Source organism: Hyphobacterium sp., assembly GCF_965229905.1.
GTDB lineage: Bacteria > Pseudomonadota > Alphaproteobacteria > Caulobacterales > Maricaulaceae > Hyphobacterium.
Window position 1 is genome coordinate 1072469 of sequence record NZ_OZ245930.1, and the last position, 24121, is coordinate 1096589.

Annotated in this window: 18 protein-coding genes; 2 read left to right on the plus strand and 16 right to left on the minus strand. The window is 58.4% G+C overall.

Features of this window, described 5'->3' with window-relative positions:
- Positions 1-13: 13 nt before the first annotated feature.
- The 4 genes from ACO08C_RS05445 to ACO08C_RS05460 are packed head-to-tail and all read right to left on the minus strand — an operon-like array spanning position 14 to position 3340.
- Positions 14-757, minus strand: a complete 744-nt coding sequence (locus ACO08C_RS05445; protein WP_421788177.1) for an SDR family NAD(P)-dependent oxidoreductase — start codon at positions 755-757, stop codon at positions 14-16.
- Positions 758-762: 5 nt separating this feature from the next.
- Positions 763-1695 (minus strand): phosphoglycerate dehydrogenase, encoded by a 933-nt coding sequence (locus ACO08C_RS05450; protein ID WP_421788179.1) that lies wholly within the window; start codon positions 1693-1695, stop codon positions 763-765.
- 3 nt (positions 1696-1698) lie between these two features.
- Positions 1699-2403: an acylneuraminate cytidylyltransferase family protein gene (locus ACO08C_RS05455; protein ID WP_421788181.1), complete on the minus strand. Its 705-nt coding sequence runs from the start codon at positions 2401-2403 to the stop codon at positions 1699-1701.
- Between the two features lie 52 nt (positions 2404-2455).
- The gene (locus ACO08C_RS05460; protein WP_421788183.1) at positions 2456-3340 is read right to left on the minus strand and encodes a glycosyltransferase; all 885 of its coding nucleotides are present in this window, start codon (positions 3338-3340) and stop codon (positions 2456-2458) included.
- Between the two features lie 217 nt (positions 3341-3557).
- On the opposite strand from ACO08C_RS05460, the gene ACO08C_RS05465 reads away from it, so the two are divergent.
- Together ACO08C_RS05465 and ACO08C_RS05470 are read left to right on the plus strand one after the other, a co-directional pair.
- Positions 3558-4361: an ABC transporter permease gene (locus ACO08C_RS05465; RefSeq protein ID WP_421788184.1), complete on the plus strand. Its 804-nt coding sequence runs from the start codon at positions 3558-3560 to the stop codon at positions 4359-4361.
- Between the two features lie 45 nt (positions 4362-4406).
- The gene (locus ACO08C_RS05470; protein WP_421788185.1) at positions 4407-5333 is read left to right on the plus strand and encodes an ABC transporter ATP-binding protein; all 927 of its coding nucleotides are present in this window, start codon (positions 4407-4409) and stop codon (positions 5331-5333) included.
- A gap of 26 nt (positions 5334-5359) precedes the next feature.
- Here ACO08C_RS05470 and ACO08C_RS05475 read toward each other — a convergent pair whose 3' ends face one another.
- From ACO08C_RS05475 to gspG, 12 genes are all read right to left on the minus strand, one after another.
- Positions 5360-7630 carry a sulfotransferase domain-containing protein gene (locus ACO08C_RS05475; protein WP_421788186.1) on the minus strand — a complete coding sequence of 757 codons (2271 nt, stop codon included), beginning with the start codon at positions 7628-7630 and terminating at the stop codon, positions 5360-5362.
- Positions 7631-7634: 4 nt separating this feature from the next.
- Positions 7635-10838, minus strand: a complete 3204-nt coding sequence (locus ACO08C_RS05480; RefSeq protein ID WP_421788188.1) for a glycosyltransferase — start codon at positions 10836-10838, stop codon at positions 7635-7637.
- Between the two features lie 32 nt (positions 10839-10870).
- Positions 10871-11578 (minus strand): FkbM family methyltransferase, encoded by a 708-nt coding sequence (locus tag ACO08C_RS05485; RefSeq protein ID WP_421788190.1) that lies wholly within the window; start codon positions 11576-11578, stop codon positions 10871-10873.
- A 76-nt stretch (positions 11579-11654) separates the two neighbouring features.
- Complete coding sequence (locus ACO08C_RS05490; RefSeq protein ID WP_421788192.1) at positions 11655-12458, minus strand: class I SAM-dependent methyltransferase; 804 nt, start codon at positions 12456-12458, stop codon at positions 11655-11657.
- Positions 12459-12463: 5 nt separating this feature from the next.
- Positions 12464-13459: a UDP-glucose 4-epimerase GalE gene (gene galE, locus ACO08C_RS05495; protein WP_421788193.1), complete on the minus strand. Its 996-nt coding sequence runs from the start codon at positions 13457-13459 to the stop codon at positions 12464-12466.
- 67 nt (positions 13460-13526) lie between these two features.
- Entirely contained in the window at positions 13527-16124 is a 2598-nt protein-coding gene (locus ACO08C_RS05500) for a hypothetical protein (RefSeq protein WP_421788194.1), read from the minus strand.
- Positions 16117-16857, minus strand: a complete 741-nt coding sequence (locus tag ACO08C_RS05505; RefSeq protein WP_421788196.1) for a sulfotransferase family protein — start codon at positions 16855-16857, stop codon at positions 16117-16119. The genes ACO08C_RS05500 and ACO08C_RS05505 overlap by 8 nt, the downstream gene beginning before the upstream one ends.
- 143 nt (positions 16858-17000) lie before the next feature.
- Positions 17001-18203: a type II secretion system F family protein gene (locus ACO08C_RS05510; protein WP_421788198.1), complete on the minus strand. Its 1203-nt coding sequence runs from the start codon at positions 18201-18203 to the stop codon at positions 17001-17003.
- Positions 18200-20011, minus strand: a complete 1812-nt coding sequence (locus tag ACO08C_RS05515; protein WP_421788199.1) for a GspE/PulE family protein — start codon at positions 20009-20011, stop codon at positions 18200-18202. Before ACO08C_RS05515 ends, ACO08C_RS05510 begins: the two co-directional genes overlap by 4 nt.
- Positions 20012-20310: 299 nt before the next feature.
- Complete coding sequence (locus ACO08C_RS05520) at positions 20311-21825, minus strand: hypothetical protein (protein WP_421788201.1); 1515 nt, start codon at positions 21823-21825, stop codon at positions 20311-20313.
- 623 nt (positions 21826-22448) lie between these two features.
- A complete protein-coding gene (locus ACO08C_RS05525; protein WP_421788203.1) occupies positions 22449-22844 on the minus strand; it encodes a prepilin-type N-terminal cleavage/methylation domain-containing protein in 396 nt (131 codons plus the stop codon).
- Between the two features lie 665 nt (positions 22845-23509).
- Positions 23510-23998: a type II secretion system major pseudopilin GspG gene (gspG, locus tag ACO08C_RS05530; protein WP_421788205.1), complete on the minus strand. Its 489-nt coding sequence runs from the start codon at positions 23996-23998 to the stop codon at positions 23510-23512.
- Between the last annotated feature and the right edge of the window lie 123 nt (positions 23999-24121).

Sequence of the window (24121 nt, forward strand, 5' to 3'; positions counted from 1 at the left end):
CGCCTTGCCGGCTTCATACCGGATCGTGCAGGCGGGACAGAATACCGCCGTCCAGCCAGAATGTGGTGCCCGTCGCGAACCCGGCGTCCGGCCCGGTCAGGAACAAAGCGGCTTTGGCAACTTCCGCCGGCTCGCCAATGCGCCCCGCGGGATGGCAGGCTTCCAGCGACTGGAAGGCCGTTTCGCGACCGTCAAACCCCTCCATCAGCATCGGGGTCGAGATCGCGGCAGGTGCGAGACAGACGACCCGGACGCGCTTGCCGAGATCGACGGCCAATGCGCGGGTCAGCCCATGCAGGGCCGCCTTGGAGGTCGCGTATGCGGCAAACTCCGGCTTGGTGGCCTGGGCATGTACGCTACCGATATTGAGGATGGTTCCGGACGTGGCTTCGAGATCGGGCAGGAATGCCTGACTCAAGCGGAAGGGCGCGGTCAGATTGACATTCATCGTGCGCCGCCAGTCTGCGGCCGTAATGTCCTGGCTTGGCGCGAGTATCTGGGCCGCAGCGTTGTTGACGAGTGCGCCCAGGGGAGCGTCCGCTGCCGCAGCACGGACATCGCCCACAACACGGTCCAGAATGGATTCGTCTTCTGCAAGGGCATTAAGATCGGCTTCGACGAAATGATCGCAAATGTCCGGCCCGGGCGCTTTGCGGCCGGAACCAATGACACGCCACCCGGCATTCCGGTAGGCGGCACCCAGCGCGGAGCCGATGCCGCCGCCGACGCCCGTGATGAAGACCGCCTTGCCTGTCATGAATCCTACTTAACACCCAAGAAGTCGAACAGATAGCCGATGGCCTGATGGCTTACGCGGCGAACGGCATCTTCGGTGTTCGATCCGTTGTGCGATCCGAATATACATCGCTCATACTGCCGCAGCGGATTGTCGGCGGCGAGCGGTTCTTCCTCGAACACGTCAAGCGCAGCGGAGTGAACCTTTCCGCTCTCGAGGCCTTCGAGCAAGGCGGCCTCCTTGACCACCGGACCGCGGCCGACATTGACGATGCGCACGCCCGGCTTCACCGCCGCGAGCACGTCCTCGTTGAACATGTGGTGCGTACCCGGATTGAGCGGGGCGGTGAAGACAAGGAAGTCACAGTCTTCGACCCCTTCAAACCAGGGTTTCGGCGTCACGTCGATGCCGTCGACCTGGGTGTAGGCCGGATCATACGCATAGATTTCCATGCCAGAGGCTATCAGCCGCCGCGCGGTTTGGCGGCCGATATCACCAAAACCGATCACCCCGGCTTTGCGCCCGACCAAAGAAATACCGCGTGGCTTTGGCCAGGCATTGTTGGCGCGGATCTCGCGGTCGATCAGGAAAGTCTGGCGCGCCAGTCCACCGACATAATTCATCGCGACATCGGCCACTTCATTGCCGAATACACCGGGCGTGTTGGTCGATGGCAGGCCGAGCCGCTTCGCCGCTTCGAAGTCGACATTATCGACGCCGACACCCCATTTCACGATCGCCTTGAGCTTTCCCGCGGCGCCCGCTTCCAGCACACGGGAGCTCGCCGGATCATCGCCGATAATCCAGCCATCCATGTCGGGCAGGATGTCGCACAACGCGTCCTCGGTCATGGTTTGCACGACGTCCGGCGCTTCGAGCTCAACGTTTTTCGCGGCGAAGACGGGACGGAATTCGTCAATCATGCCCAGCATGGGCGGACAGGTCACCAGAATACGCATGGCCTAGAGCTCGACTTTCCGATCGTAGAGGGCCACCGCCTCGGCCAGCATCCACTGGTCCGCATTATCGATGTCGATGGATTCCAGCGGCGGGGTTTCGTGCATGGCAGGCCTCGCGCCGATGCGGGCGCCCGTTTTGGCAAAGCTCTGCCGGTTGAAGATATAGAGGTTCGAGTTCTCCTCGAACCAGGGTTCGAGGTCCTGGGTGCGAATCAGATTGTCCGGGTCGTGGTTCACCGGAGTCATGTCGTCACGGTAAAAACGCGTCTGGATCCGGTTCACGGTGAACAGGCTGTCGGCGCGTCCGTCAGCGGCGACCTCGCGATACCTGCCCAGTGCTGCGCGAATGGCATCTGCCGACAGGAGCGGATTTGTCGTGTGGGTCATCACATAAGTGTCGGCGTCGACATTCTCGACATCGTCGGCCAGCACCAGATTCATCGAAACCAGGTCGCCACAGATTTCCGGCTTGCGATCCCGCAGCATCACGCGCCCGCCCGCATCACCGTCATTCAGCCCGTGGTCCGACAGGATCTGACGCGCATCGGTGTTGATAACGACCCGATCGATCTCTTCGATGGACAGCAGCGTGTCGAGGATCCAGCGAAACAGCGGCTTGCCGGCAAACTCCCGGAAATTCTTGGATTTCACGCGCGCACTGTGCGCCTTCATCGGCAGGAGTGCGACGACCTCGGAAGATTGCACCATGGTTTCTCTCTTTCTGATCCGGGCCGGATTTGAGATTGTCGGCGCGGCGGAATTAGCGAGGGTAGAAATACCTGTCCTTGCGCTCCTGGGACAGCTTCCGGTGATCATTATTGCCCCTGTAGGAGCCCCAGTACTGCATCAGTCGGAACATGAAAATGCTGCCGGCTTCTTTCCAGAAAACACGCTGGTTCAAGGCTTCGCTCATGTCATACATTATGCCGGCTACTGTAAAACGGATGAAATCCCGGAACCGGATATGAACCTCCGGCATGATCCCCTGAAGAGCGATCGCTTCGCGCTCATAGCGGGTTTTGACCTTTGACCACGTTTCTTCGTGAAGGTGAATGACCGAAGCGTCGGCGACATAACCGATCTTGTGTCCATCGGCGACGAGCCGTTTGCCCATCACCATGTCTTCGAGGCCGGTTACCTCTTCGTCGAACTTGTATGTCTTCCAGATTTCCTTGAGCACGGCGGAATTGGCGTTGTTACAGAAAAAGCCCTCCTGCGGGATGCTGCCGTGCTCGGGAAAGTACTTCCGGAAGAGCTGTTCCTCGGAGAATTTGGTCACACCGGGCCGGCCCTGCTGGCGGCCATAGGTGAACGATACCGTCCCCTCGTGTAACGGCCGGATCAAATTGACGAGCCATTGATCACCTACGGGAATGCAATGCCCCGAGATGAAGACCAGAAATCGTCCTTCCGCAAATTCGCAGCCCACATTGAGCGAGCGGCCGAAGGTGAAGTCGGATTTCTTGATGTGGGTGACGCGGGCACCGTGTTGCTCGGCGATCGCCAGGGTGTCGTCCGTCGATCCGGAATCGACAATCACAACCTCATGGCTGAACTCGCCATTATCCTGCGCTGCGCAAGCCTCTAGAACCTCACCCAGCCATTTGCCTTCATTGTAAGTTCTGATGACGATGGACGCGTCCATGTCCGCCTCTAGCTGTTGTTCGCAGCGATAACTACAGGATGATCCGGTTCTGAAAAGGGGGGTGCTGCAGGTCGTTGAATTGCTTGACGTGTGCGGGCCGTTATGGTGACTGCATAACCGCGTTCGAACCTATGAGCCGGGTCCGCGCAGGCGATCCTTCACAATAATACCAAGCGGGTTCACTAGAACGATTATGGACAATTCAAAGCCAGTTATCGTGTCCCGGAAACATAAGGGGTTGTCCGTCTTCTTTGCCGACATTGCGCAGGGTGTTGCCAAGAACGATGTCTGGCTGACGTTCGCGATGGACGACATGCAGCAGCGCTACCGTCGGAGCGCGCTCGGACTGTTATGGATCATGTTATCCTACGCGCTATTCGTTGGCGGCATCTCATTTATCTTCGGCGCGTTTACCCGGTTCGATTCCGGGGCCTTCGTGACCTATGTCGCCATCGGCTTCGCGCTGTTCACCTTTCTGATGGCGCAGATTATCGATGGGTGTCAGGTTTTCGTAAACTCGATGACCTGGATCAAGAGCGTGTCGATGCCGCTTTCGGTCCATGTTTTCCGCAGCATTTTCAGAAGTATATTCGTTTTGGCCCTCAATTTGGTCGTTGCCTTCGCTGCCATGATCCTGTTCGGCTGGCGACCCGAACTGGTCGCGCTGATGAGCCTGCCCGGGTTTGCGATCTATCTGATCAACGCGGTCGCGGTTCAGTACACGTTCGGCTTTGTCGCCGCCCGCTATCGCGATGTCACGCATCTGACCAATTCCATCACAAGAATCATGATCTTCCTAACGCCCATTCTATGGGTCAGAGAGGAGATGACCGGTGCTCGGGCGGTCGCCGCAGATTTCAACCCACTGACTCACTACATTGAAATTATTCGTGCGCCATTGATGGGGGAGTTGCCGCGTATGTCGAGCTGGGGGATTGTCCTGGCATTGACGGCTATCATCTGGATCGCAGCGGCCCTAGTCGGTGCGCATCTGCGCCGCCGGCTCGCGTACTGGATATAGGAAAAGGCGTCCGGCTTGCCCCACGTATCTGTCAAAGACCTGTGCATGAACTATCCGATCTATCAGCGGGCTGTTGTCTCGGATAGGGCGGACGTCTCGACGCCGTCAGGCGATACCGAGGGATCGCTCACGCATCGTAACAGCACGCTAATCCGCGGAGCCGACAATTCGATCATCGGAGTACGCGCCTTGTCGGGCGTGAGTTTCGATCTTGAGAGCGGCGGCCGGCTGGCAGTGATCGGTGAGAACGGCTCGGGAAAAACCACACTGCTCCAGGTGCTTGCGGATATATATACGCCGGATTCCGGTGAGGTGATGATCGAGGGCCGGACCACCAGCGTGGTCAACATCAATCTCGGCATGAGCCTGGAAGCCAGCGGGCACAGCAATATCACCCTACGGGGTCTTGCGGCCGGGCGTACGCGCAAGGAGATCGAGGAACATCGCGCGGATATTGTGGCATTCTCAGAACTGGGCGAGTTTCTTGACTTGCCGGTCCAGACCTATTCGGCCGGCATGCGCATGCGGTTGAATTTTGCGATTGCGACAGCGTTCGAACCGGAAATCCTGATCCTCGACGAATGGCTATCCGCCGGCGATGCCGCCTTCCGGAAGAAAGCCACAGCCCGCATGCAAAGCTTTGTCGAGCAGGCCGGAATCCTCATTCTCGCCTCGCATAGCCGCCCCCTGATGGAAGCGACGTGCGATCGTGCGATCTGGCTCGATCACGGCAAGGTTCGGGCCGAAGGCGATGTGAAGGAGATTGCGGACGCATACGACGCGGAAATGATGCGCCGGCAAGAGTTGCGCGACGCGCAGGCCAAAGCCGAGCTTGAGCGAATGCGGGCCCGGCATGCCGCGGAGCTGCGCGCCGAGAATGAGGCACGCGACGGTGCGGCATCCAATGCCGGCGCACCGGCGAATTTTATTCAGCGTTTCTTCCGGTCATTCACGAGACTGTTCCGACGGTAGCGGTCGCGTCTCCTGACCGTACGCATTTACCAGTCCATGTCCTCGGCATAGCCCAGATCGATCAGGGCCTGGCCATAACGCTCCTTGAACCTTTCGCGGATCTCCGATGTGAAGTGTTTTCGCCAGTCGCTGCTGTCCGGGTTAGCTTTTGTATTGCCGTGATTGATACCCGTCACATCCGGCACGTTCAGGAATTCGGAGATATTGAGCAAATGTGCCTCCGGGTCCTGTGTGTAATCCTCTAGGCGAATGGTCATTACCCGGTCGTCGTCGAACGGGGCAAGGATCTGATCCTCGATCACCTGTTTGGAGATGTTGTCCAGTTCGTGAAGGATTCCGTCTTCCTCCGGCAATTCGCGCAGGATCGGTTTGTCTTTTACCAACTGGTCCCAGACCCAGCCGACTTCCGCCACATCCGGATGATCGCCCTTATGATGGAAATAGTTCGAGATCAGCACCTGCCGAGGATCGCGGATGATGCGTAATCCCTTCCAGTTCTTTGCATTCCGCTTGATCTTGTTAAGGCCGCGCTGAGTGGCATTTGCAAACCAGACGACGTCACGACCGTCCTTGCCCAGACCTTTGAAATCGACATTCACCAGGTCGAGTTCATCCATGCGGGAATAATGGAATGGCGGATCCTTGATTTCGTACTGACGGATACGCGCTCCGGTACTGTCGGCAACGCGCTTGAAGACTTCCAGCCGGAAGAAGCGGGACGCACATTTGTGATGCCCGAAGAATACAAAGACATCGGGTGCCTCCGGATATCGAAGCGCCCCTATCTGCCGTTCGCTCGCTTCGGTCCGCTCGCGGAGCCTGCCGCGCTCCAACTTTTCAACGTGAACCTGAGCCTTGATTTCACCGATAGCCTGGTGCGCCGCCTCCGCGACACCGCGCACTTTCCCAACTTCCGGCTTGAATTCCTCGTCCAACACCTTTTTCAGATCGGACAAGCCTGCTTTGTAAGCTTCGTCACCTCTGGTTTGAGCCGTTTCGACAGCATCAAGGCGCGCAATCAGCTCGGCGGACAGACTTCTGGCGTGCTCGTCGATTTCCGCGAACATGCGTTGCTCAAGCCCCTGCCGCAGCGCTTTCATCGACGCTTCGATTTCGACTTTCGCGTTATCGAGCGCCATGGCACCGAATTCGGCCTTGTTCTCGACGCCAACTATGCGATCACTAAGTTCCTGCTTAACCAGTTGGAGCTGGTCTTCGGCCTGTTCGCGGAGCGCTTCAAGCCGGGTTTCAATAAGCTGTTCGGTTTCACCTGCGTGGTCGGCGAGGCGTGATTGCACCTCCAGAGCGGCGTTCAATTCCTTCTGCAGTTCGCCGGTGGCCTGGTCGTTCGCCGCAATGCGTTCGCTTTGCCGCGATTCCAATGACTTCATCTCGATATGGATGGCCGCGATCTTGGCCGAGAGCTCAGCGCGAACCTTCTCGTCAAAATCCATCGCTCGCTCGGCGGTACGGTCCATCAGACGCGCCTGCTCGTCCAACACTGCGTTGAGGCGCTGTTGCAGCCCCTCGTATTGCCGCTCGACGTCATCATAAACGGCCGTTTGATCGAGACGCGCAGACAAAGATTGGATCTGCTTCTGCATCTCGGCTTCACGCCGTTCGACATCATCATAAACGGCCGTTTGATCGAGACGCGCAGACAAAGATTGCATCTGTCGCTGCATCTCGGCCTCGCGCCGTTTGGCGTGCGCACCGTCGAGACTCGCAACGCGTCTTGTCAAACCGACGTGATCGGCGAAAAGCCGCTCTATGCGTCCTTCGCGTTCACCAGCAAGATCGTGCATTCGCTCAATCTCAGCGAAAAGATCATGATTTTGAACAGACAATCGAGCGATATAGTTTCTTAGGCGCCAAATGATCAGCAACAAAGCGGCAAAAAAGCCCACGGTTACTGAAGACGCAGCCAAAAGCATCCGGTCTTCTGGGTTAATCGCTCCATCAAGCATTGCCAACGACACGAATATGCCGCCAGCTATTCCGAAAAGTACCGGTAGCAGCGGCAATATTTTCCACACGACACGCCGCGTCAGCTGTAAAACCGGAAATAGTGCCGGAAGATTTTTTCGAACATACTCGCCAACAGGTGCATACCACGGTGGTTTCCTTTCCTGACGCGATCCAAGGAAAGAAATACTGCCGCGGCGGTGCTCACCACGCATGGTCCGGGCATCCTGAACGATCGAACTCATATCAACACCCGGGTTCAACCTTCCGACATGCTCGAAAAGCTTCGTCGCCGCGCGTTCCTGCCATTCCTCTGTATGCCTGATGTCCATCTATCTACCCCGGAATCTCATCGTTATTCAAAAGAATCCGGCTAATATCATAACGGGATTTGAACAGCTTATGGTATTCATCGGCTCTCCGCCTGTATTCCTTGTACTCCTCCGTATTCGCTGAATGGTCCCGGTAATGATCGACGACGCATTGGTCGACATAAGAGATCTTCAGACCCTGTTCGCGCGCGCGTATGAAAAAATCCAGATGCTCGCCAAGCTTAAATTCGTCAGTCCACCTTACCGCTCGGAGCGATTGCGTCTTGGCGACAAAGAAATTCAGAACGAGGTCGTACAATGGAACATTGCTTTGCCATTGGCGAACCTTCCCCGTGGAAATCTTGAAATCACCATCATTCTCAAAATCAAAACACCCGTAAAATGTACGGGGCTGGTCTTTTTTCTGCGCAGAGGGACCAACATCAAAGACGGAGCCGCCTACGATATCCAGATCGTAGGTTTTTAGCACCTCCACCATATCTTCGATTCTGGTCTTATCGGTGAATATGAAATCGTCATCTAAGAGGACGAAGTACTTGGTTTCACATTTATCAATCAATGTATTTCGACCAGCCGATAGGCCGATATCCGTTTGTTCGGACCGAATCAGGTCAACATTCTTTGGCACCTTGAATTCCGCGCAATCCGAGTCATCCATAACAGTAATATGAGAGTGTGGATAACGCTCGCGAATTGACGAGATAAGCTTCAGAACATGCTGGGGACGGCCAAAAGATTTAATTCCGAACGTAACATCATTATTGATATCCGCCTCTGTTTCCGGTGAAACACTCGGAATGAATCTGGATTTTGATATATATTCGTTTCTGAAGGACTTAGTGAAGGTTTCGAAATCTGGCGCACTATTTTTTGACACAATGTCGTAGAGGATTTGAGCCGTTTTATCGATGGAGCTATTGCCCGGCAACAACGGCACCCGGCTGTCTTCGATGTCGCAGTGTGTCCTAAGAAATGCCGCGGGATCTCTCCTCTCCCCCGCCTTTATGGCGCTCAGAGCGGATTCGATTTCCGCTTCGTTTTCGGCTTTCCAGTATGCATCTAGCGGTTCGCTGAACTTATCGACCTTCTCGAGATTTGGGTTGTAATAGATGACGCTTATATTTGAAGCCAATGCCTCGAGTATGACACCGCTGAATCGGGAGATAACAACCGTTGCCCGTTCGAACAGCTTGTATAAGGGCTCCGGTGACGGCTCGATTCCGAAAGTGGGACCCGTATCGGCGATATGTTGTGATATCACCGGCTCGAATCCGGCAGCCTTTGAAGCGGCTATGGCGCCGCGCAGCCAGGAATCCCTTTTTGCACCTAAAACGCCATAAGAAAAATTGACATTTATCAGCGCCATTGGCCGGTCCTTTGCCCGGACAGCAGACGCGGATTCCGTCGGGCGGGAGGTCAGCAACTCATCCAACCTCTGGACACCACCAACATAGATTTTTTGATCGCTGTCGGCAAAGTAGCGACGGTCGAATTCGCCGTTGAGAATGACGGTATTGACGCGCCGATATGCGGTACGATTCTTGCCGGTATCTACATCAAAAAAGTCATTCACGCCCTCGACTATGCCGACGGTTTCGATTCCGGCCTCCGCTGCCACGCGGTTGAGATGCCTGACCACGCGGTTTTCCCAATCGTTAAATACGACAATGCATCGCGGAACCACGGCTCCTTCAATCAAGGTGTCCAAATGGATTAAGTTCGAATTCTGCTTTGCCACGCCCTCCTCGGGATGCGGGGGGCTGATGTTCACGATTTTTGACCGGACACCAAAAGTACGAAGCGCCTCGGCTAGATCGGCAGACGATTTGGCGTGATAGCCATTATGAGGCACAAACAAAACATCGATTATTGCCCCGCTTGCCGCTTTCCGTTCGTAAGCCGGCATACCTTTGCGCTTGACAATATGCTTGATGAGCTCCTGCTCACCCCAAGCGCTTTGATTTAGGCTTTGCGGGTCTTCCTTGCTCTTTTCAAATCGGGCATTGAATCGCTTACGATTTGTTTTTTGCTTTTCTATTCCATCGCGCACGACATGCGACAAATGGAGCACGAAACAGTCTTCATCGATCGATACGGTATCGGTTACGGTAAGACCACCCAATGCCGTTAGCTTTAGTTCGAAATCTCGGTCTTCGAAGCCGTGACCGGTATATCCTTCATCAAATGCGCCAACATCTAAAACCGTTTGACGCGGCGCCATCCACAAATAGGAATACGGGCTACCCGCGGAATATACATGTTTGCCTTTTTTATGTGCTTCCGTTTCAATCAAGTTGTTTGCGAGCACCAATTCCTGCCAGTCTACGCGCTTTATTGCCCTGCCCAGAGCTTCGAAATAGTCGTCATGGAACAAGAAGTCCGCGTCTACAAAGCCTAAAATATCGGCATTGGATTTTTTTATCCCATAGTTTAACAGGCCGGACCGCGTCCATGCGATGCCGGTATCGACTATATAGTGATCAATATTGGCCTCATTAAGCTTCAGGCCGTCTAATTTAAGTATATCATGAGATACATCTTCGACAATTATGACGTCTAATTCGATTCCGGTCAAGCCTTTAGACAAGTATTTGCGCCAAGACCGCTCTAGAGAATACAAAGATATCGCCGTCCGTTTTACTCTGTTTTTTATACAATATATAAGCGATACTTTTACTGATTTTTCTAATGTTGACGCGATCTGTTCGGCTCGATATGCATAATCTGTTAAGTACTTATAAGGAAAAACGTCTTCGAGATTAAGGCCGCCGTACAACCTGTACTCATCTCGCATTCGAGATCTAAATAGATTTGCCTTGTCTAGTACATATTCTGCTTTATTAATATTTCCCGTGTAAAGGGATTCTTCCAGTCTTTCGAAATCCTGGCTGTCAAGCACCGGCTTGTTGGAATCTATCACGCGCCTGACCGCCTCCGGACCCACCAGTTCGGAAACCGCACTTAGATACTGGGAATCGGTTGCGTGTACTTCCAGGCCAAACTCGTTGCCATCGCCGGAAGTCATCAGCCCTTTAAAGAAGCGCGTCGCTAGATCAAGCTGGCCTTCCTTGAGCAGAACTCCCAGAAGGAATGCCGCATAGGGCGTACCCTTCGCGGCGTTCGCAGCGCTCTCCGGTCCAATTGTCTGCAACAATTGCACCCTACGCCGGTTGTCCGCCAACGCAAACCAGTCAACTTCGCGGCTCACTTTTCCGTTGCCCTCCAAGACATCTGCCCCTGTCAGCGCCAGACGGATGCAGCAGCGGCCGACAGGCCCACCATATCAACCGACCCGGCCGGGCAGGCGAAATAGTCGTAGACCTGACCCGCCGCTATTGACTGCAAGAAGCCCTCTTCCGTGGGTATGTAAGTTCCAATGATGTCGAAGACAACATAGTCTTTCGATGCGAAAAACTGATAGATTTCCCTTGCTTCTATGCCATGCGCGGAGAGCGGTGATTCACCGACTTCGGCGTGAATGATCGGCGCACAGCTGCTTATAATGTTACTGCATCCCTGCAGCACTGACAGCTCTGCGCCTTCAACATCAATCTTGATGAACCGCACCTTCTGACTGCGCGCCAAGCACTGATCGAGCGAGACCATTGGAACCACCCGCTCGTGCTTCAGGGTACCCGTATCTCCTTGAAGCTTCTGGCGCACGTGAATTGCCGATTTGCCCGGATCGTCCGGGAGGTATGTGAAACTGACTTCGCCAGATTTTTCTCCGACGCAGGCATTCATAGCGCAAATCCTGACATCCGGGGTTTGCAATGAATACTCGATCAAGCGCGCACATTTCTCCGCGATAGGCTCGAAGGCATAAACACACCCGTCAACGCCAACCGCCTTTGCCATCGGGATCGCATGCTTTCCAGTATGCGCGCCGACATCTATCGCCACATCACCAGAGCTCAAGATCGCTTCATAAACGCTCCGAATCGACATCTCAAATCTGTCCGGCGCATCCGGAAATCTTGAGATGGTCGAATTATATAAATCTCTGTACACTATACGCCCCCTGCTAACTTCCCGCTTTTTTCATGTGATAGTTTGCGCCTTTTACATGGCTCAATACATGTATATCGGCACGACATAATTTTTGTTTATTTTGACTGTCGGATCTTGTTGTATGATATTTCGATACGTTAAGATCAGGGTTTTTGCAGAGAAACTCTTCTATTTCGTTGAAGTATATTTCATAGTGGCTTTCTGTTGTAATGAATAACTTATTACAACATGAAACAAATGGCTTTAGCTTTAGATTATGCGTTGAACTTAAGAATGCAATCGCCCCCTCGGTCACCCCAGGGCAGTGCACATTAGTGAAGTCGTCTACCGCGACAATGCCACCATCGCCCAATATTTGTAATGACAATAACAAATCATTGTACACACCTTCAAACGTATGCTCCGCATCAACACTAATAAATCTCGGCTTTTTTCCTAATGCCTTGAGTATATCGTCGCTGTTTAGCCTTTTTGTGTCACCTTTAAAACAAAATAGCCTGTCCGACTCGCCATTGGCCTTTTTTATATTTTCTTTGAGCTGCTCTTGCGTGTTTATGGTGAATATATCATAGCCAATAGCTACTTCGCTGTGTTCCTGTAAGCATGTATATATTACGGAAAGATACTTTCCTTTATATGTTCCGAATTCGACTGCGCCGGATACATTGCTTAGATCGACATTTTTTGTCTGAATTTCCATCAAAAACGCGGTCAACCAAGCTGAATCTTCCCATAACCAACCCTCGATTTCCTTGAGGGCAAACTTAATTTTGTCCTCTTTTATCTTTTTAACTTCCTGTATTTGGGCGTCGGTCATGGTTATTACTCCTGCATCGGATTGCCTGCCCGCAAAGCCTGCTCCCAAGCCCAGGCGGAGGCGACAATCTCCCTGAGATCATCGTGTAGCGGCGTCCAGCCGATCTCGTTCTTCAACCGGTGCGAACCCGCGACAATGGCAGCCGGATCACCGGGCCGGCGGGGCGCTTCCCGGACCTCGAAATCGACCCCGGACACGGCCTTCACCGTGTCGATCACTTCCTTGACGCTGGAGCCACGGCCATAACCGCAATTCAGCGTCACGCTGTCAGCGCCCTCCCTTAGATGATCGAGCACCACGCCGTGCGCATTCACCAGGTCGCTGACATGGATGTAGTCGCGCACACAGGTGCCATCGTGCGTCGGATAGTCCGTGCCGAACAGATCGAGCCGCTCGCGGATGCCGAGCGCCGCCTGACAGGCCGCCTTGATCAGGTGGGTCGCATTGGCGGTCGATTGCCCGGCCCGGCCTTCCGGGTCCGCGCCCGCCACATTGAAATAGCGCAAGACGCCGGAGCGCATGGCGCCCGTGTGAGCCAGATCTGCCAACATCCATTCGGTCATCAGCTTTGACCGGCCATAGGGCGATAGCGGGTTCAGCGGCGCGTCTTCGCTGACCGGCTCGTCGCCGGCCATGCCGTAGACCGCCGCCGTGGAGGAAAAGATGAAGCGCTCGACGCCGTTGGACGCGGCGGCTTCGATCAGGTTCCGCGAAGCTGCGGTATTGTTGGCATAGTATTTCAGGGGGTCGGAGACGGATTCCGGGACCACCACCGATCCCGCAAAATGAATGATATCGGTAATACCGTGATCGCGGATCAGCTTCGCCGTCAGCGCCTGATCTCCGACATCGCCGCGCACAAGTTCGGCCCGTTCATCGACCGCCCAGTCAAACCCGGTCACCAGATTGTCAAGTACCACGACGTGCTCGCCCGCATCCAGCAGGGCGAGTGTCATGTGTGCGCCGATATACCCTGCGCCGCCCGTCACCAAAACGGTCATGTTACCCCCGCTATCCTTTACGCCGCTGCCTGGATGATCCCAAGAAGCAATAACCCCAACGCGTGTTTTATTCCAACCCTGACTGGCAGCCGTCCGGCGTTTCAATGGTGCGCCCGGCTTGGCGGATGATCAATTGGGGAAGCGTATCCAGCCGCCGCGCAAACTCGCCGTAGACTGCGTCCAGAGATGCGCGAACCGCGTCCGGCAGCGCCTGCCAGTCGGATGCCCGCGGCGCATAGTCGATTGGCGGCCGGACGAGACCGAGCGCGCGCGCCAGCGCCGGTGCGGACGTCGACAGGCTTTCATAGCGGACGAACGCGACCGGATAGTGCTGGTCGCCGTAGAACCAGGCATCGAAATGTTCCTCGAGTCGCAGAAAGTCCCGCCCCTTGTTGAGATAGGCTTCCAGATCCCAGGCCGGATCGATCAAGGCCGGATCGGTTTGCATGTTGACAGCGTGCTTGCGCACGAATTCGGGATCCTGGCGATTGACGCGATCGCGCTTGGGCGTGAAGCCATGCCGGTCGCTCTTGCCAAATCGCCGATTGAACAAGGACAGCACGATGTTTCTGGGATCGCCGAAAACATAGATGAATTTCTGTGACTTAAAGGCGGCGGGCGGCGGCAGGCGGCGGTGCGAATGCATGCTGGCCCAGACCCGTTCGGTCGCGCGAGGTTCCAGCCAGCGGGTCAGCATTTTGGACCCGACACCGCCAGGCGACACGACCTGAAAGCGTGAAGGCGGCGGCGGATCGGACAAGGACCGCTGCAGCCTTGCGGGATGTACTGGCCAGCCGGCGTTCCGCGCGGCGTGCTGAGTGGGCGATGCATAAACCGCCGATTCCGGCGCCAGTCGTTCCGGTGTCAGCGGTTCGCCACGGTGCAGGCTGCGCACAAAAAAATTCGTGGTGAAACAGCCTTCCAGTGTGGGCTCTTCCAGCTTGATGACATTCTCCGCCGGCAGCAGAAAACGGGCGCGGTCTTCTGACGGCTCGATCTGGTTGGCCGTGAAGGTCTTGACCATCACATCGTGGAAGTCCCACAGGCCGGCATCGTCGTGACAGATATCGGCGACCGTTTCGAGGCATTGGCGGCGAATGAACTGATGATGCCAATGGCCCTGCCCGGCCGCACGCCCTTCCTGGAATCCGACGCCCGCGACTTGCCGCTGAGCGCCAATCAGATCGCGGACATCGCCCCAGCGGGTCAACCGCACCGATTGGATATCATCAATTTTTTCATTGGCTTGCAGCAATGAGCGCGCCAATCCGGACAGGTGGCCCGGATCGGACGCCATGTAGGGATAGCGGTCGGAGGTCGACCAAAAGACCCAGGGCGTGGATGGTGCGGCCGACAGCAGTGCTTTCAGCGTTGCGGCGATCGGCGCCGGGCTCTTGACGTACTCACAAGAAATGCGCGGATCAGTCCGGCTCTCGAAATACGCTCGCGTCTGGTCCTCATTGTACGGCAAATAGAACCGGAAACCGGACATGTCGGCATGGCGCGTATAGGCGTTGAGCATATAGACCGTCTCAAGCGCGCAAGCATCATAAGTCAGGCAAAGCGCCGGCAGCTGTTCGCCAACCACCGGTTTGGGGCGCTTCGATATGGCCGATGTGGCCTTTCGGAGAGCCTCGGCCGGCCTGTCCGGGCTGGCCGTCGCTGCATGCGGCGCCGCCGGCAATCTGATGGCATGCGCTTTGTCACCCAATGGCGCGATCCGGCTGTTCCAGCTCTGCGCGAGTGACAAGCGTTCGAACCAGGCATGACGCCAGTTTTCCGCCGTTTGGAATTTTTCGGTAATCTGTGCGCGCCAAGCCTCCAGCATCTCGCGCGTGATATTCCCGGCCTCCCAGTCCGCGACGACGATCACCGGAAGATCGTGATACGCCTCGGCGGTTGGCGAATGGCGGATGATCGGAACCGCGCCTTGCAGCAACGCCTGCCAAGCCTTCGGAGACGGGTCGAGACCCCCGCCTTCGACGCACAGCACAAAGGCGTGACGCGACAACAGGCGATTGAAGATCGGCGGTCCGACGGGTTCATCCAGCACGGTCGTCCATTCGGACCAAGCGTCTTTGGCCAGCGCGGTGACTTTGCGGCGGGGTTCCCATTGCGCGCCTTCGCGTACCCGGTGTCCGCACAGGACCGAGAGCGGGCGCCGGTTCAGCGGCTCGACATCCGCCGGCTCGGAAACGGGTCCGCCGCCCTCATCGGGCGGCAGCAATCCCAGCGGCATGGGCCGCAGCTTGGGATGGCTCGCCTCATCGAGATTTTCCGCCCACCAGGTCTTGAGATACGGGTTCGCAAGAATGGTGTTGACCGCCTTGCGGACCGGGTCCGGATAAGCCGGCCAGCGCTGGTCGATCTGTCGGGGCAAGGTCAGATCTTCCGATCCGGAAAACAGGACAAAGTCCGATTTGATGCGCGGCAGAACCTCGTTGGCGAAATGCAGAAGGGCCGCTTCTGCGTTGCGCATCGACAGAAATATCGTGCGCGGAGAGGCCGGTGCGCCCGGCCGCGGCCGCAAATGCGTGTGGGGCTCAGCGAAATCGCTCAACACCACCCAGTCGCAGCGCGCGGCGATACCGGTCAGACGATAGCCCGTCGCGCCCTTGCCTTTCGGGAACAGGCGTGTGGACCAGACTTCGAACGTTTCAGCCAAGGGCCAAACTCTTCAACTGCGCATGGAGATGGGAGATTTCCGCCGGTAGGACGGTTTTGTCGTTTGTGCCTTGCGGGATATCGGCATCGAAGAATTCCTGCGAAGCCGGCGGCGTCAGGCCCAGCGCTGTCGCCAGCCTGGCCAGACGTTTCGCCATGTCTGCCGGTTCCGCGGTGAACTCGACAAGCGGGCAGTCCCGTGTGTTCGCATAATGCAGCAAGCGTTCATTATAGGCGTACCAGAGAGACAAGCCCTTGCTTAGCGAAAAACCATTGCGGCGCTTCAGCGAGTGCGCAACGGCCAGCGGCTCACGGAAAATCCCGGCCAGCGCGAGATCGGCGCGGGCCTCCAGCCAGCCTTCAAGTGTCAGAAGCGTACGCGGGTCCTTGAAGGCCCAAGGCTCAAATCCGCGCCGGGATTCGAGATAGAGGTCGCGGACGGCGGTGTGCAGCCTTTGCCATTCAATCTTGGCCGGCGGATTGTCCCAACTGCCGCCATTCGCCTGCAGAAGGTTTTCCTGCATGAACAGGACGGAAGCGGGCTCCTGAAGACCTTTTCGATTGCCCGGGATGGATGTGCCCAGCACCTCACCCAGATAAGCGCCGGATTCGGCCAATGAGCCGGCGAGCGCACTGGTGCCGCTGCGATGCATGCCGAGCACGGCGATGGCACGCGCCTTTTTCGGCCTTGCCGCGTCGGCAGCCGGGCTGGCCGGGCCGGCTTGATCCGCCATGCGCGTCTCCCTCAATACGTGATCGGCGACGACGGTTCCGCCCCCGTTTGCCGTCGGTTTTCTCTTAAACCGCGCCAGCTGAAAGGGAAAGCGCTTCGCCCGATATTTGCTGTACTGGCTGGGGATTTCCGCCGTCGGCGCGGTCAGCCGATATCGAAATCGTAGAGGCTGGACATGGCCAACACCAGGGAGACCACGACGAGGCCGATAATGCCGGCGAGGAAGGCCACGGCAAGCGGTTCGGCGAGCGCCGTGACGCGCTTGGCGAGGTTGCGGGCATCGGCTTCACCGGTCTCCGCAACGAAGAGCAATATCCCGGCTAGATCGCCCGATAACCGCCCGGTGCGGACGAGGTTGATGGTCATTGTGTCCATGTCGGTATGGGCGCGCAGCGCCTGTTCCAGCATGGCCCCGGCCCGGACGGCGCGACGGACTTCGGCCAAGCCCGCCTTGCGCCGGGGCGACAGGACACCTTTCTCCGCCAGCGTTAGCGCATCGATGAGCCCTGCCCCGGCCGCCAGAGCGGTCCCGGCGACGCGGGCCCAGCGGGCGGAATCGGCAGCGGCCAGAAAGCGCCCGATCACCGGCATGCGGAAGGCGATCGCCGTCAGCTGACGCCGGGTGGCCGGCGCCGACACCAGCCGGACCGCCAGGGCGATGACCAGGATCATGCCGATGATCACAGGCACGGCATTGGCACCCGCAAACTCACCGATCGACAGGACGATGCGCGACAGGGCCGGGATGTCACCGCGCGAATTGGCCAACAGAGCCGAAAAACGCGGCACGACGGCGATGAAGATGAAAAAGACGGCAACGGTCCCGGCGACCGCCAGGAAAGCCGGATAGGCCAAAGCATTGCGGATCTCGGCCGCCGCAGCGAGATCAGCCTCCATCTGTTTGGAAACTTCCGTCAACCGCTCCGGAAGGGAGCCCGTCGCCTCACCCAGCTCGACCAGGCGCGGCGCATAGTCCGGCAGGTCCGGCATGCGGCGCGTCAGGGCCGCCGAAAGGCGCGAACCGCCGCGCAGATCGGCCCGCACAAGCCGCGCCTGCTCGGCGATCTCGCGGCAAGGCTCGTCTTCGATCAGGCTGTCGAAACAGGTGAGCAGCGGCGCGCCGGCCCGCACCAGCGTCGAAAGCTGGCGAAGAAAACGGGAACGGTCGACGGGCCGCGCCTTGCGCCGTTCATAGCGCCTTGCATCGGCATCCGGGATCAACTCAAACGGCGTGACCTTGCGGGCGGTCAGCTGGCTGACCGCGTCGTTTTCATCGGCCGCACTGATGCGGCCTTCGACCTCGCCGCCGTCGGCCCGCAAGCCCTTATAGCGGTAGCTGATCGTCAAGCGCCGCTCTCCTCGAGCGGGGCGCCGGCCTCGGTATTGCTGGCCAGCACGCGCAGAACCTCGGAGACCGAGGTGACGCCGGTACGCGCCTTCAGCATGGCGTCCTCGAACATGGAGAGATAGCCGCCCTCGCGGGCCGCGGCCTCCAGCTTGTCGGCGGAGGCGCCCTGAGCGACCGCTTCGCGGAGCGATCCGTCGATGCAGGCAGCCTCAAAGACAGCAATCCGCCCAGTATAGCCGGTATCGCGGCATTGCGGGCAGCCGGTCGGGATTTGCCAGTTGGCCGGTCCCGTCAGCAGATTTGACGGGATGCCCTGTTTCTGGCCACCGGCTTCGCTCATCAGCGCTTCGGCGGCCTTGATGTCCGCGGCGCCGGCGGGCCGGGCGCAGGCCGGACACAGGCGCCGCAAGAGGCGCTGGGCGACGAGGCCGCGCAAGGACGCAGAGATCAGGAAAGGTTCAACGCCGAGATCGGTCAGGCGTTCGACCGCGGCGAGCGCGGAATTGGTGTGCAGGGTGGAAAAGACGAGGTGGCCGGTAAGCGCCGCCTGCACGGCAATGCGCGCCGTCTCGCCATCGCGGATCTCGCCGATCATGATGATGTCCGGGTCCTGACGCAGGATGGCGCGCAGGCCGCGGGCAAAGGAATAGCCGATATCGGCGCGCGCCTGCACCTGGGTGACGCCGTCCATGTCGTATTCGACCGGGTCCTCGATGGTGATGATCTTGTGCTCGCCGTCATTCACCTGTTCGAGGGCGCGATAGAGGGTCGTCGATTTACCGGAGCCGGTCGGGCCGGTGACGAGGACGACGCCATTCGGTTCGCGGATCATGCGGTCGAAGGATTGGCGCGCCGGGCCTTCAAGGCCGAGGCCTTCCAGCGTCGGCAATTCCTGGCGCTTGCGCAGGAGACGCAGGACCAGCGATTCGCCCCAGGCGCCCGGCAGGCTGGAGACGCGAAGGTCGACATCTTCGCCGGCAAAGCGGATCGACTGGCGGCCATCCTGCGGCAGGCGGCGCTCGGCAATGTCCATGCCGGAGATCAGCTTGATGCGCGAGGCGACGGCGTCGAAGCGGCCGCGCGGCTGGGTCTGGACCCGGCTTAACACGCCGTCGATGCGCAGGCGGACGACATATTCGTGCTCATAGGGCTCGACATGGATGTCGCTGGCGCCAGCGCGCATGGCATCCTCGAAGAGTGCGTTGACGAAGTCGATGACCGGGGCTTCCTCGGCCATTTCGCGCAGGCGCTCGGCATCGGTCAGCGCCTCGCCCTTGGTCCGGGCAGACGCGTCGTGCAGGCGCGCCAGCGCGGCATCGAGCGAGCGGTTGGAGACGAGGACGCGGCGGATCGGGCCGTCAAAGCGAGTCTCAATACGTTCGCCCAGCGCCGGATCGAGCGGGTTGCGGGCGGCCACGACAAGGGTCGCGCCGGGTGGCGGAAGGTTTGTCGCCTCGGGATCGTGCCCGTTCGCGGCGCGGCCGGGCTTGGCCCCATCCACCGCTTCCGATTCGAACCAGATCACCGCTTCCTTCGCGGTCAGCCAGCGTAGCGGCAGGCCGAGCGCCGTGGGAGCGCGCGACAGGGCGAGCTCGTCGGAGGGAATTTCCGCGGCATCGAGCACGTCGAGTTCAAGCTGGGTGGACAGCGCGGCCAGCAGGCGCTCCTCGGCGACTGCGCCCAGTCGCAACAGCGCCTGGCCGATCAGCGTGCCGGTCTCGCGCTGATAGGCGAGCGCTTCGGCAATATCGTCGGTCGAGACCGAGCCGTCCTGAAGCAGGATGTCGCCAATGCAACGCTCGTCCATGATAATCGTTTCCCGCCTTCTATGCGCTGGAGCGTAATCGGGCGACCCGGCGCTTATTCTCTAGTTGGTCGCATTTTCGAACTGCAAAACCGGCACCCACTTTCGCTGAAAATGCTCCCGAAATCAGCTGCCTTTTCATACGCGATTGCCCGCCAGGCCGCAAAAACAGCGTGCAGGCATTCGGCGCTTTGCGGCAAAGCCCAAGCGATTTCGTAACGAAGACGCTTCGCGCAAAAGAAAAGGGGCGGCCCGAAGGCCGCCCCAATCCTTAGACGGTAAACCGTCAGGTCTAAGTCAGACTAGTTGTCCGTCAGACCACCGGTAGCCACGAAGGATCCCGGCGAACGGCTCACCAGCTGACGGGCCGACGTGGCAGCATTCACTTCTGCCGTGCCGATAACGGTATCATCGTACTGGAGTTCCAGCGTGGTGATGTCCGCATTGCCAGATCCGGTCGCATTCGCACCCAGGGAGCGCGAATTGAACGTAACCGTGGCACCCCGGATCACCGCTTCGGAATCTGCGTCGGTTCCGACCGGAATGATGATCGTTTGAGCACCAACACCATTACCAGCTGCCACCGTGGCGCGAACTTGCGTGACTGCCGCAGCGTCGGCGTCGCTTGCCATCTGGACACGGAAGTTACTTTCCGTACCGCCAGATCCAATGCGGACCCACTCGTAGGTGTCCGAAGCACCGCCACCGCTGCGCACTTCGTCTTCACCAAGACCATCGTCATGCGTGATTTCAGCGAGGTTGCCGTTGAAACCGGCCGCGACGTAGTCGGTGGCCGGATCTGTCGTGAACACCGCGGTCGGTATTTGCTCCGGAGTCACCGGCGGCGTAACGCCACCAACGGTATAGGTGATAGCGCGCGCAGTGCCGAGTGCGGTGATGTCGGCTGCGACGATGTCGCAAGTGAATACGTCGGCGACCGGACCGGCGCAAGCCGGAGTTGCGATGCCAGCGATACTGACACCATCGATATCACCTACGCCACCCGGGAAGGTGATCGCAATTTCGCCAGCAGCGCCAAACAGATCCCCAACAACGACCTGGGTACCAGCATCAGAGCGAATATCGAGCGGAGCGGCAGTTGCATTGCGGAAATCAACCTGCACGGTACCAAGCGTTCCGGCGCTAAGGATACCAGCGCTGGTCGCCACAAGATCAACACCGGCGGTAAATTGGTGATCACCGGCAACACCGGAGGCATCCCACGCACTTGCCAATTCAGCAAAATCAAGCGTCTCGGTGACTGTCACCGGGTTGGCAACAGCGCTGCCGTCGTTGTTCACTTGCGTATAGGTGAAAGTAACGCCGATCGGCGAACCATTCGCTGTGCGGACAATCGGGATCGAAAAGATACCAATGACGCCACCGTCTGCGGCACCGGGACCTGATTCGCCAACCGCATTCGTGCACAAGCTGATTGAATCAGCAGACGTACTTATGAAGCCAACCGACGTACCGCCGACGCCACCACCGGTGACAGCCGCTGGTTCGAAAGAGCAATCGCCGCCATCATTGCCGGTAAACGTAGCACCAGACGCGGTTGTGAACGTTGCATTGGTCAGCGAAATCCCCAATGTTGCGCGCCCATTAACAGGGATTGAGGAGAACGGTGACGTGGCGCCATCAAACCGTGACTGAATGGTCAACGTGCCAGCCAATTGGTCAACCGCAGCAGCGGGTTGGAATTCAGATGCGATGACAGCGACGCTGTCCAATGGAAGAGGTGCGCTTGGAGTGGAAATGGTATTGTCCACCGTCTGCGCATGCGCTGCACCGGCAATCAGCGCTGCAAACGCCACACCAGTGAGAAGTTTCTTCGTAGTCTATAGGGATATCCCCCCTCTAAGTTACATTATTGCCATGGCCATGACACGCCATGACGTTTCCAACATGACCGCCTAGGCTGGGCCGGCTCAATGATTGAACCGAACGACAGCCACTGACGCCCCTTTAAGTCCCGCAGAACGCGCGGAACATGTCAGAGACTTCATGACGTGAGCACATGATAGACGGGTTAAGGCCGGGGGTGTCAAGGTGAATCAGGCGCGGGAAAGGCCATAAAACCAAAATCTTGCCGCATTTCTCCAGCCCGCGCTTCCAAACTCGCACACCTTAAGGTTAATTTGGCATGGGAAATCATTGACTTGCCAGAAGAATGAGGCACCGGAATACATTTCCGTGACGACCGGGTGGCGTGGTTCAACCGCAACACTCCATGTTACGCCTCACGCCTGACAGGCGAAATTAAGGAAAAATTTCAACTGATGCGGGGTGGCGGGAAGACTGGCTCTCGAACTTTGAGGCCATTTCTTCACGGGCGTTCGAAGTTGGGCCAGTCTGGCCGACCCTGGCCGCCAAGAATTGGAAATGGTTGGGAGAATGTCCGGCCAATCGCCCGGTCCGGTCGACCGTAAGCGACGCCCTAGAGTCGTTCGAGCTGGCAATCGGGTGCAGCCGGCCGCCGCCGCCAGAGCCTATTGTCAGGTGAGGTGAGGGTGAGCACGGTTTCGCCATCGCACAGCCCGCCTGAGGACACCTGTAAAGGCGCATCGGCCGAAACGCGCCAACCCTCCGGCAGGTCGCTGAAGCGAGCATTTATCGCCGCGGGACCTATCTCGAGCGGTGTAGCCGCCAGCACTGCCTCGTAGCGCAACCGCGTCATGCCGGTCTCGAGTGCTGCCAGGGCCAGCCGCTCCTCACGGCGCTCAATCTGGTTGAGGATGGACGGCGCCGTGATCGCCCCAACCAGCGCAATTAGCGTCACCGTCAGAAGCACTTCCAGCAGGGAATAGCCGGCTTTCGTCGACGTTTCAGGCAAGTGTTGGGATTTTGATCTTTCGGGGGTCCGTCTCTTCCCCTCCCCTTGATGGGGAGGGTCGGCGGTCCCAAAGGATCGGCGGGGTGGGGTGATCTGCTGTATCCCCCCACCCCTACCCCTCCCCACGACGGGGGAGGGGAAAAGTGCTGCATCACCTCCCAGCCTGCGGAAAAAGCGGCTGGATTTCACGCCTTCGGAGCTCAGTGCTTTCCCCTCCCCTTGATGGGGAGGGTCGGCGGTCCGGCAGGACCGGCGGGGTGGGGTGGTCTGGAATGCGGCAGATTGAAGACGCCCGCCTCTACTCATCCCCCGGGATGTTTCGCTCGATCCCCCCACCCCTACCCCTCCCCACCAGGGGGAGGGGAAATCAACAGGATCGCGTTTTGGCCACGGCAGCAAGTGGCGGATATCCAAATCTTCGGGAGTCGACCCTTTCCCCTCCCCTTGATGGGGAGGGACGGCGATCCGGCAGGATCGGCGGGGTGGGATGGGGTAATCTGGACCGCGGCGGATTGAAGACCCTCCGCCTCTACTCTTCCCCCGGGGGGGGTCGCTGGATCCCCCCACCCCTACCCCTGCGGCGAACGAAAGTGTCCACCGGACCCTTTCTCCACGCCACAGCCACAAGGGGGTGGGGAAAGGATCCGGATTGCGACTGGCCTGCATTAGCCGCCTACAGTGCGACCCGGAAGCTGGCTCGGATCGGCCCCGCGGGAATAGAGATCGGCGGCCAGCCCCTCTCCGCCGGGTTCGCCATCATTGCCATAGGTATAGACAATGCCGCGGCGCGACAGGGAGTCGGCCGGCTGATAATGGAAGGGCTCGCCCCAGGGGTCGGTCGGCAGACCGCCGTCGAGATAGGGGCCGTTCCAGCGGTCGACGAGATCGGGCGGCGGCGCGGCGAGCGCGGCGAGGCCTTCTTCCTCGGCGGGGTAGCGGCCGACATCGAGACGGTAGGAATCGAGCGCTGTTTCAATCATGCGGATCTGCGTGCGCGCGGCTGTGACTTGAGACGAATCGAGCTGTCCGAGCAGACGCGGTGCAATCAGTGCGGCGAGCAGGGCGATAATCGCCACGGCAATCAGCACTTCGATCAGCGAATAGCCGCCGCGCATTTTGCGGCCGGGTTCCTTTGCGGGGCTGTGCTTTGCCATCTCGTCGACTCTCCAAACGCTCGCCGCCCAGCCATCGGTGCGGGCTCGATGCCGTCACACAGACACCAACAGCTTGAATAAGCAAGGCCGGACAATATCATGCCGGGCAAGGAGTTTGCCAGA

Coding starts and splice junctions, on each gene's coding strand:
- gspG (WP_421788205.1), bottom strand. CDS start 23,998: ATGGCAAAGCACAGCCCCGCAAAGGAACCCGGCCGCAAAATGCGCGGC.
- ACO08C_RS05485 (WP_421788190.1), bottom strand. CDS start 11,578: ATGTCGATTCGGAGCGTTTATGAAGCGATCTTGAGCTCTGGTGATGTG.
- ACO08C_RS05505 (WP_421788196.1), bottom strand. CDS start 16,857: ATGGCGGATCAAGCCGGCCCGGCCAGCCCGGCTGCCGACGCGGCAAGG.
- ACO08C_RS05450 (WP_421788179.1), bottom strand. CDS start 1,695: ATGCGTATTCTGGTGACCTGTCCGCCCATGCTGGGCATGATTGACGAA.
- ACO08C_RS05515 (WP_421788199.1), bottom strand. CDS start 20,011: ATGGACGAGCGTTGCATTGGCGACATCCTGCTTCAGGACGGCTCGGTC.
- ACO08C_RS05460 (WP_421788183.1), bottom strand. CDS start 3,340: ATGGACGCGTCCATCGTCATCAGAACTTACAATGAAGGCAAATGGCTG.
- ACO08C_RS05490 (WP_421788192.1), bottom strand. CDS start 12,458: ATGACCGACGCCCAAATACAGGAAGTTAAAAAGATAAAAGAGGACAAA.
- ACO08C_RS05445 (WP_421788177.1), bottom strand. CDS start 757: ATGACAGGCAAGGCGGTCTTCATCACGGGCGTCGGCGGCGGCATCGGC.
- ACO08C_RS05475 (WP_421788186.1), bottom strand. CDS start 7,630: ATGGACATCAGGCATACAGAGGAATGGCAGGAACGCGCGGCGACGAAG.
- ACO08C_RS05455 (WP_421788181.1), bottom strand. CDS start 2,403: ATGGTGCAATCTTCCGAGGTCGTCGCACTCCTGCCGATGAAGGCGCAC.
- ACO08C_RS05470 (WP_421788185.1), top strand. CDS start 4,407: ATGAACTATCCGATCTATCAGCGGGCTGTTGTCTCGGATAGGGCGGAC.
- galE (WP_421788193.1), bottom strand. CDS start 13,459: ATGACCGTTTTGGTGACGGGCGGCGCAGGGTATATCGGCGCACACATG.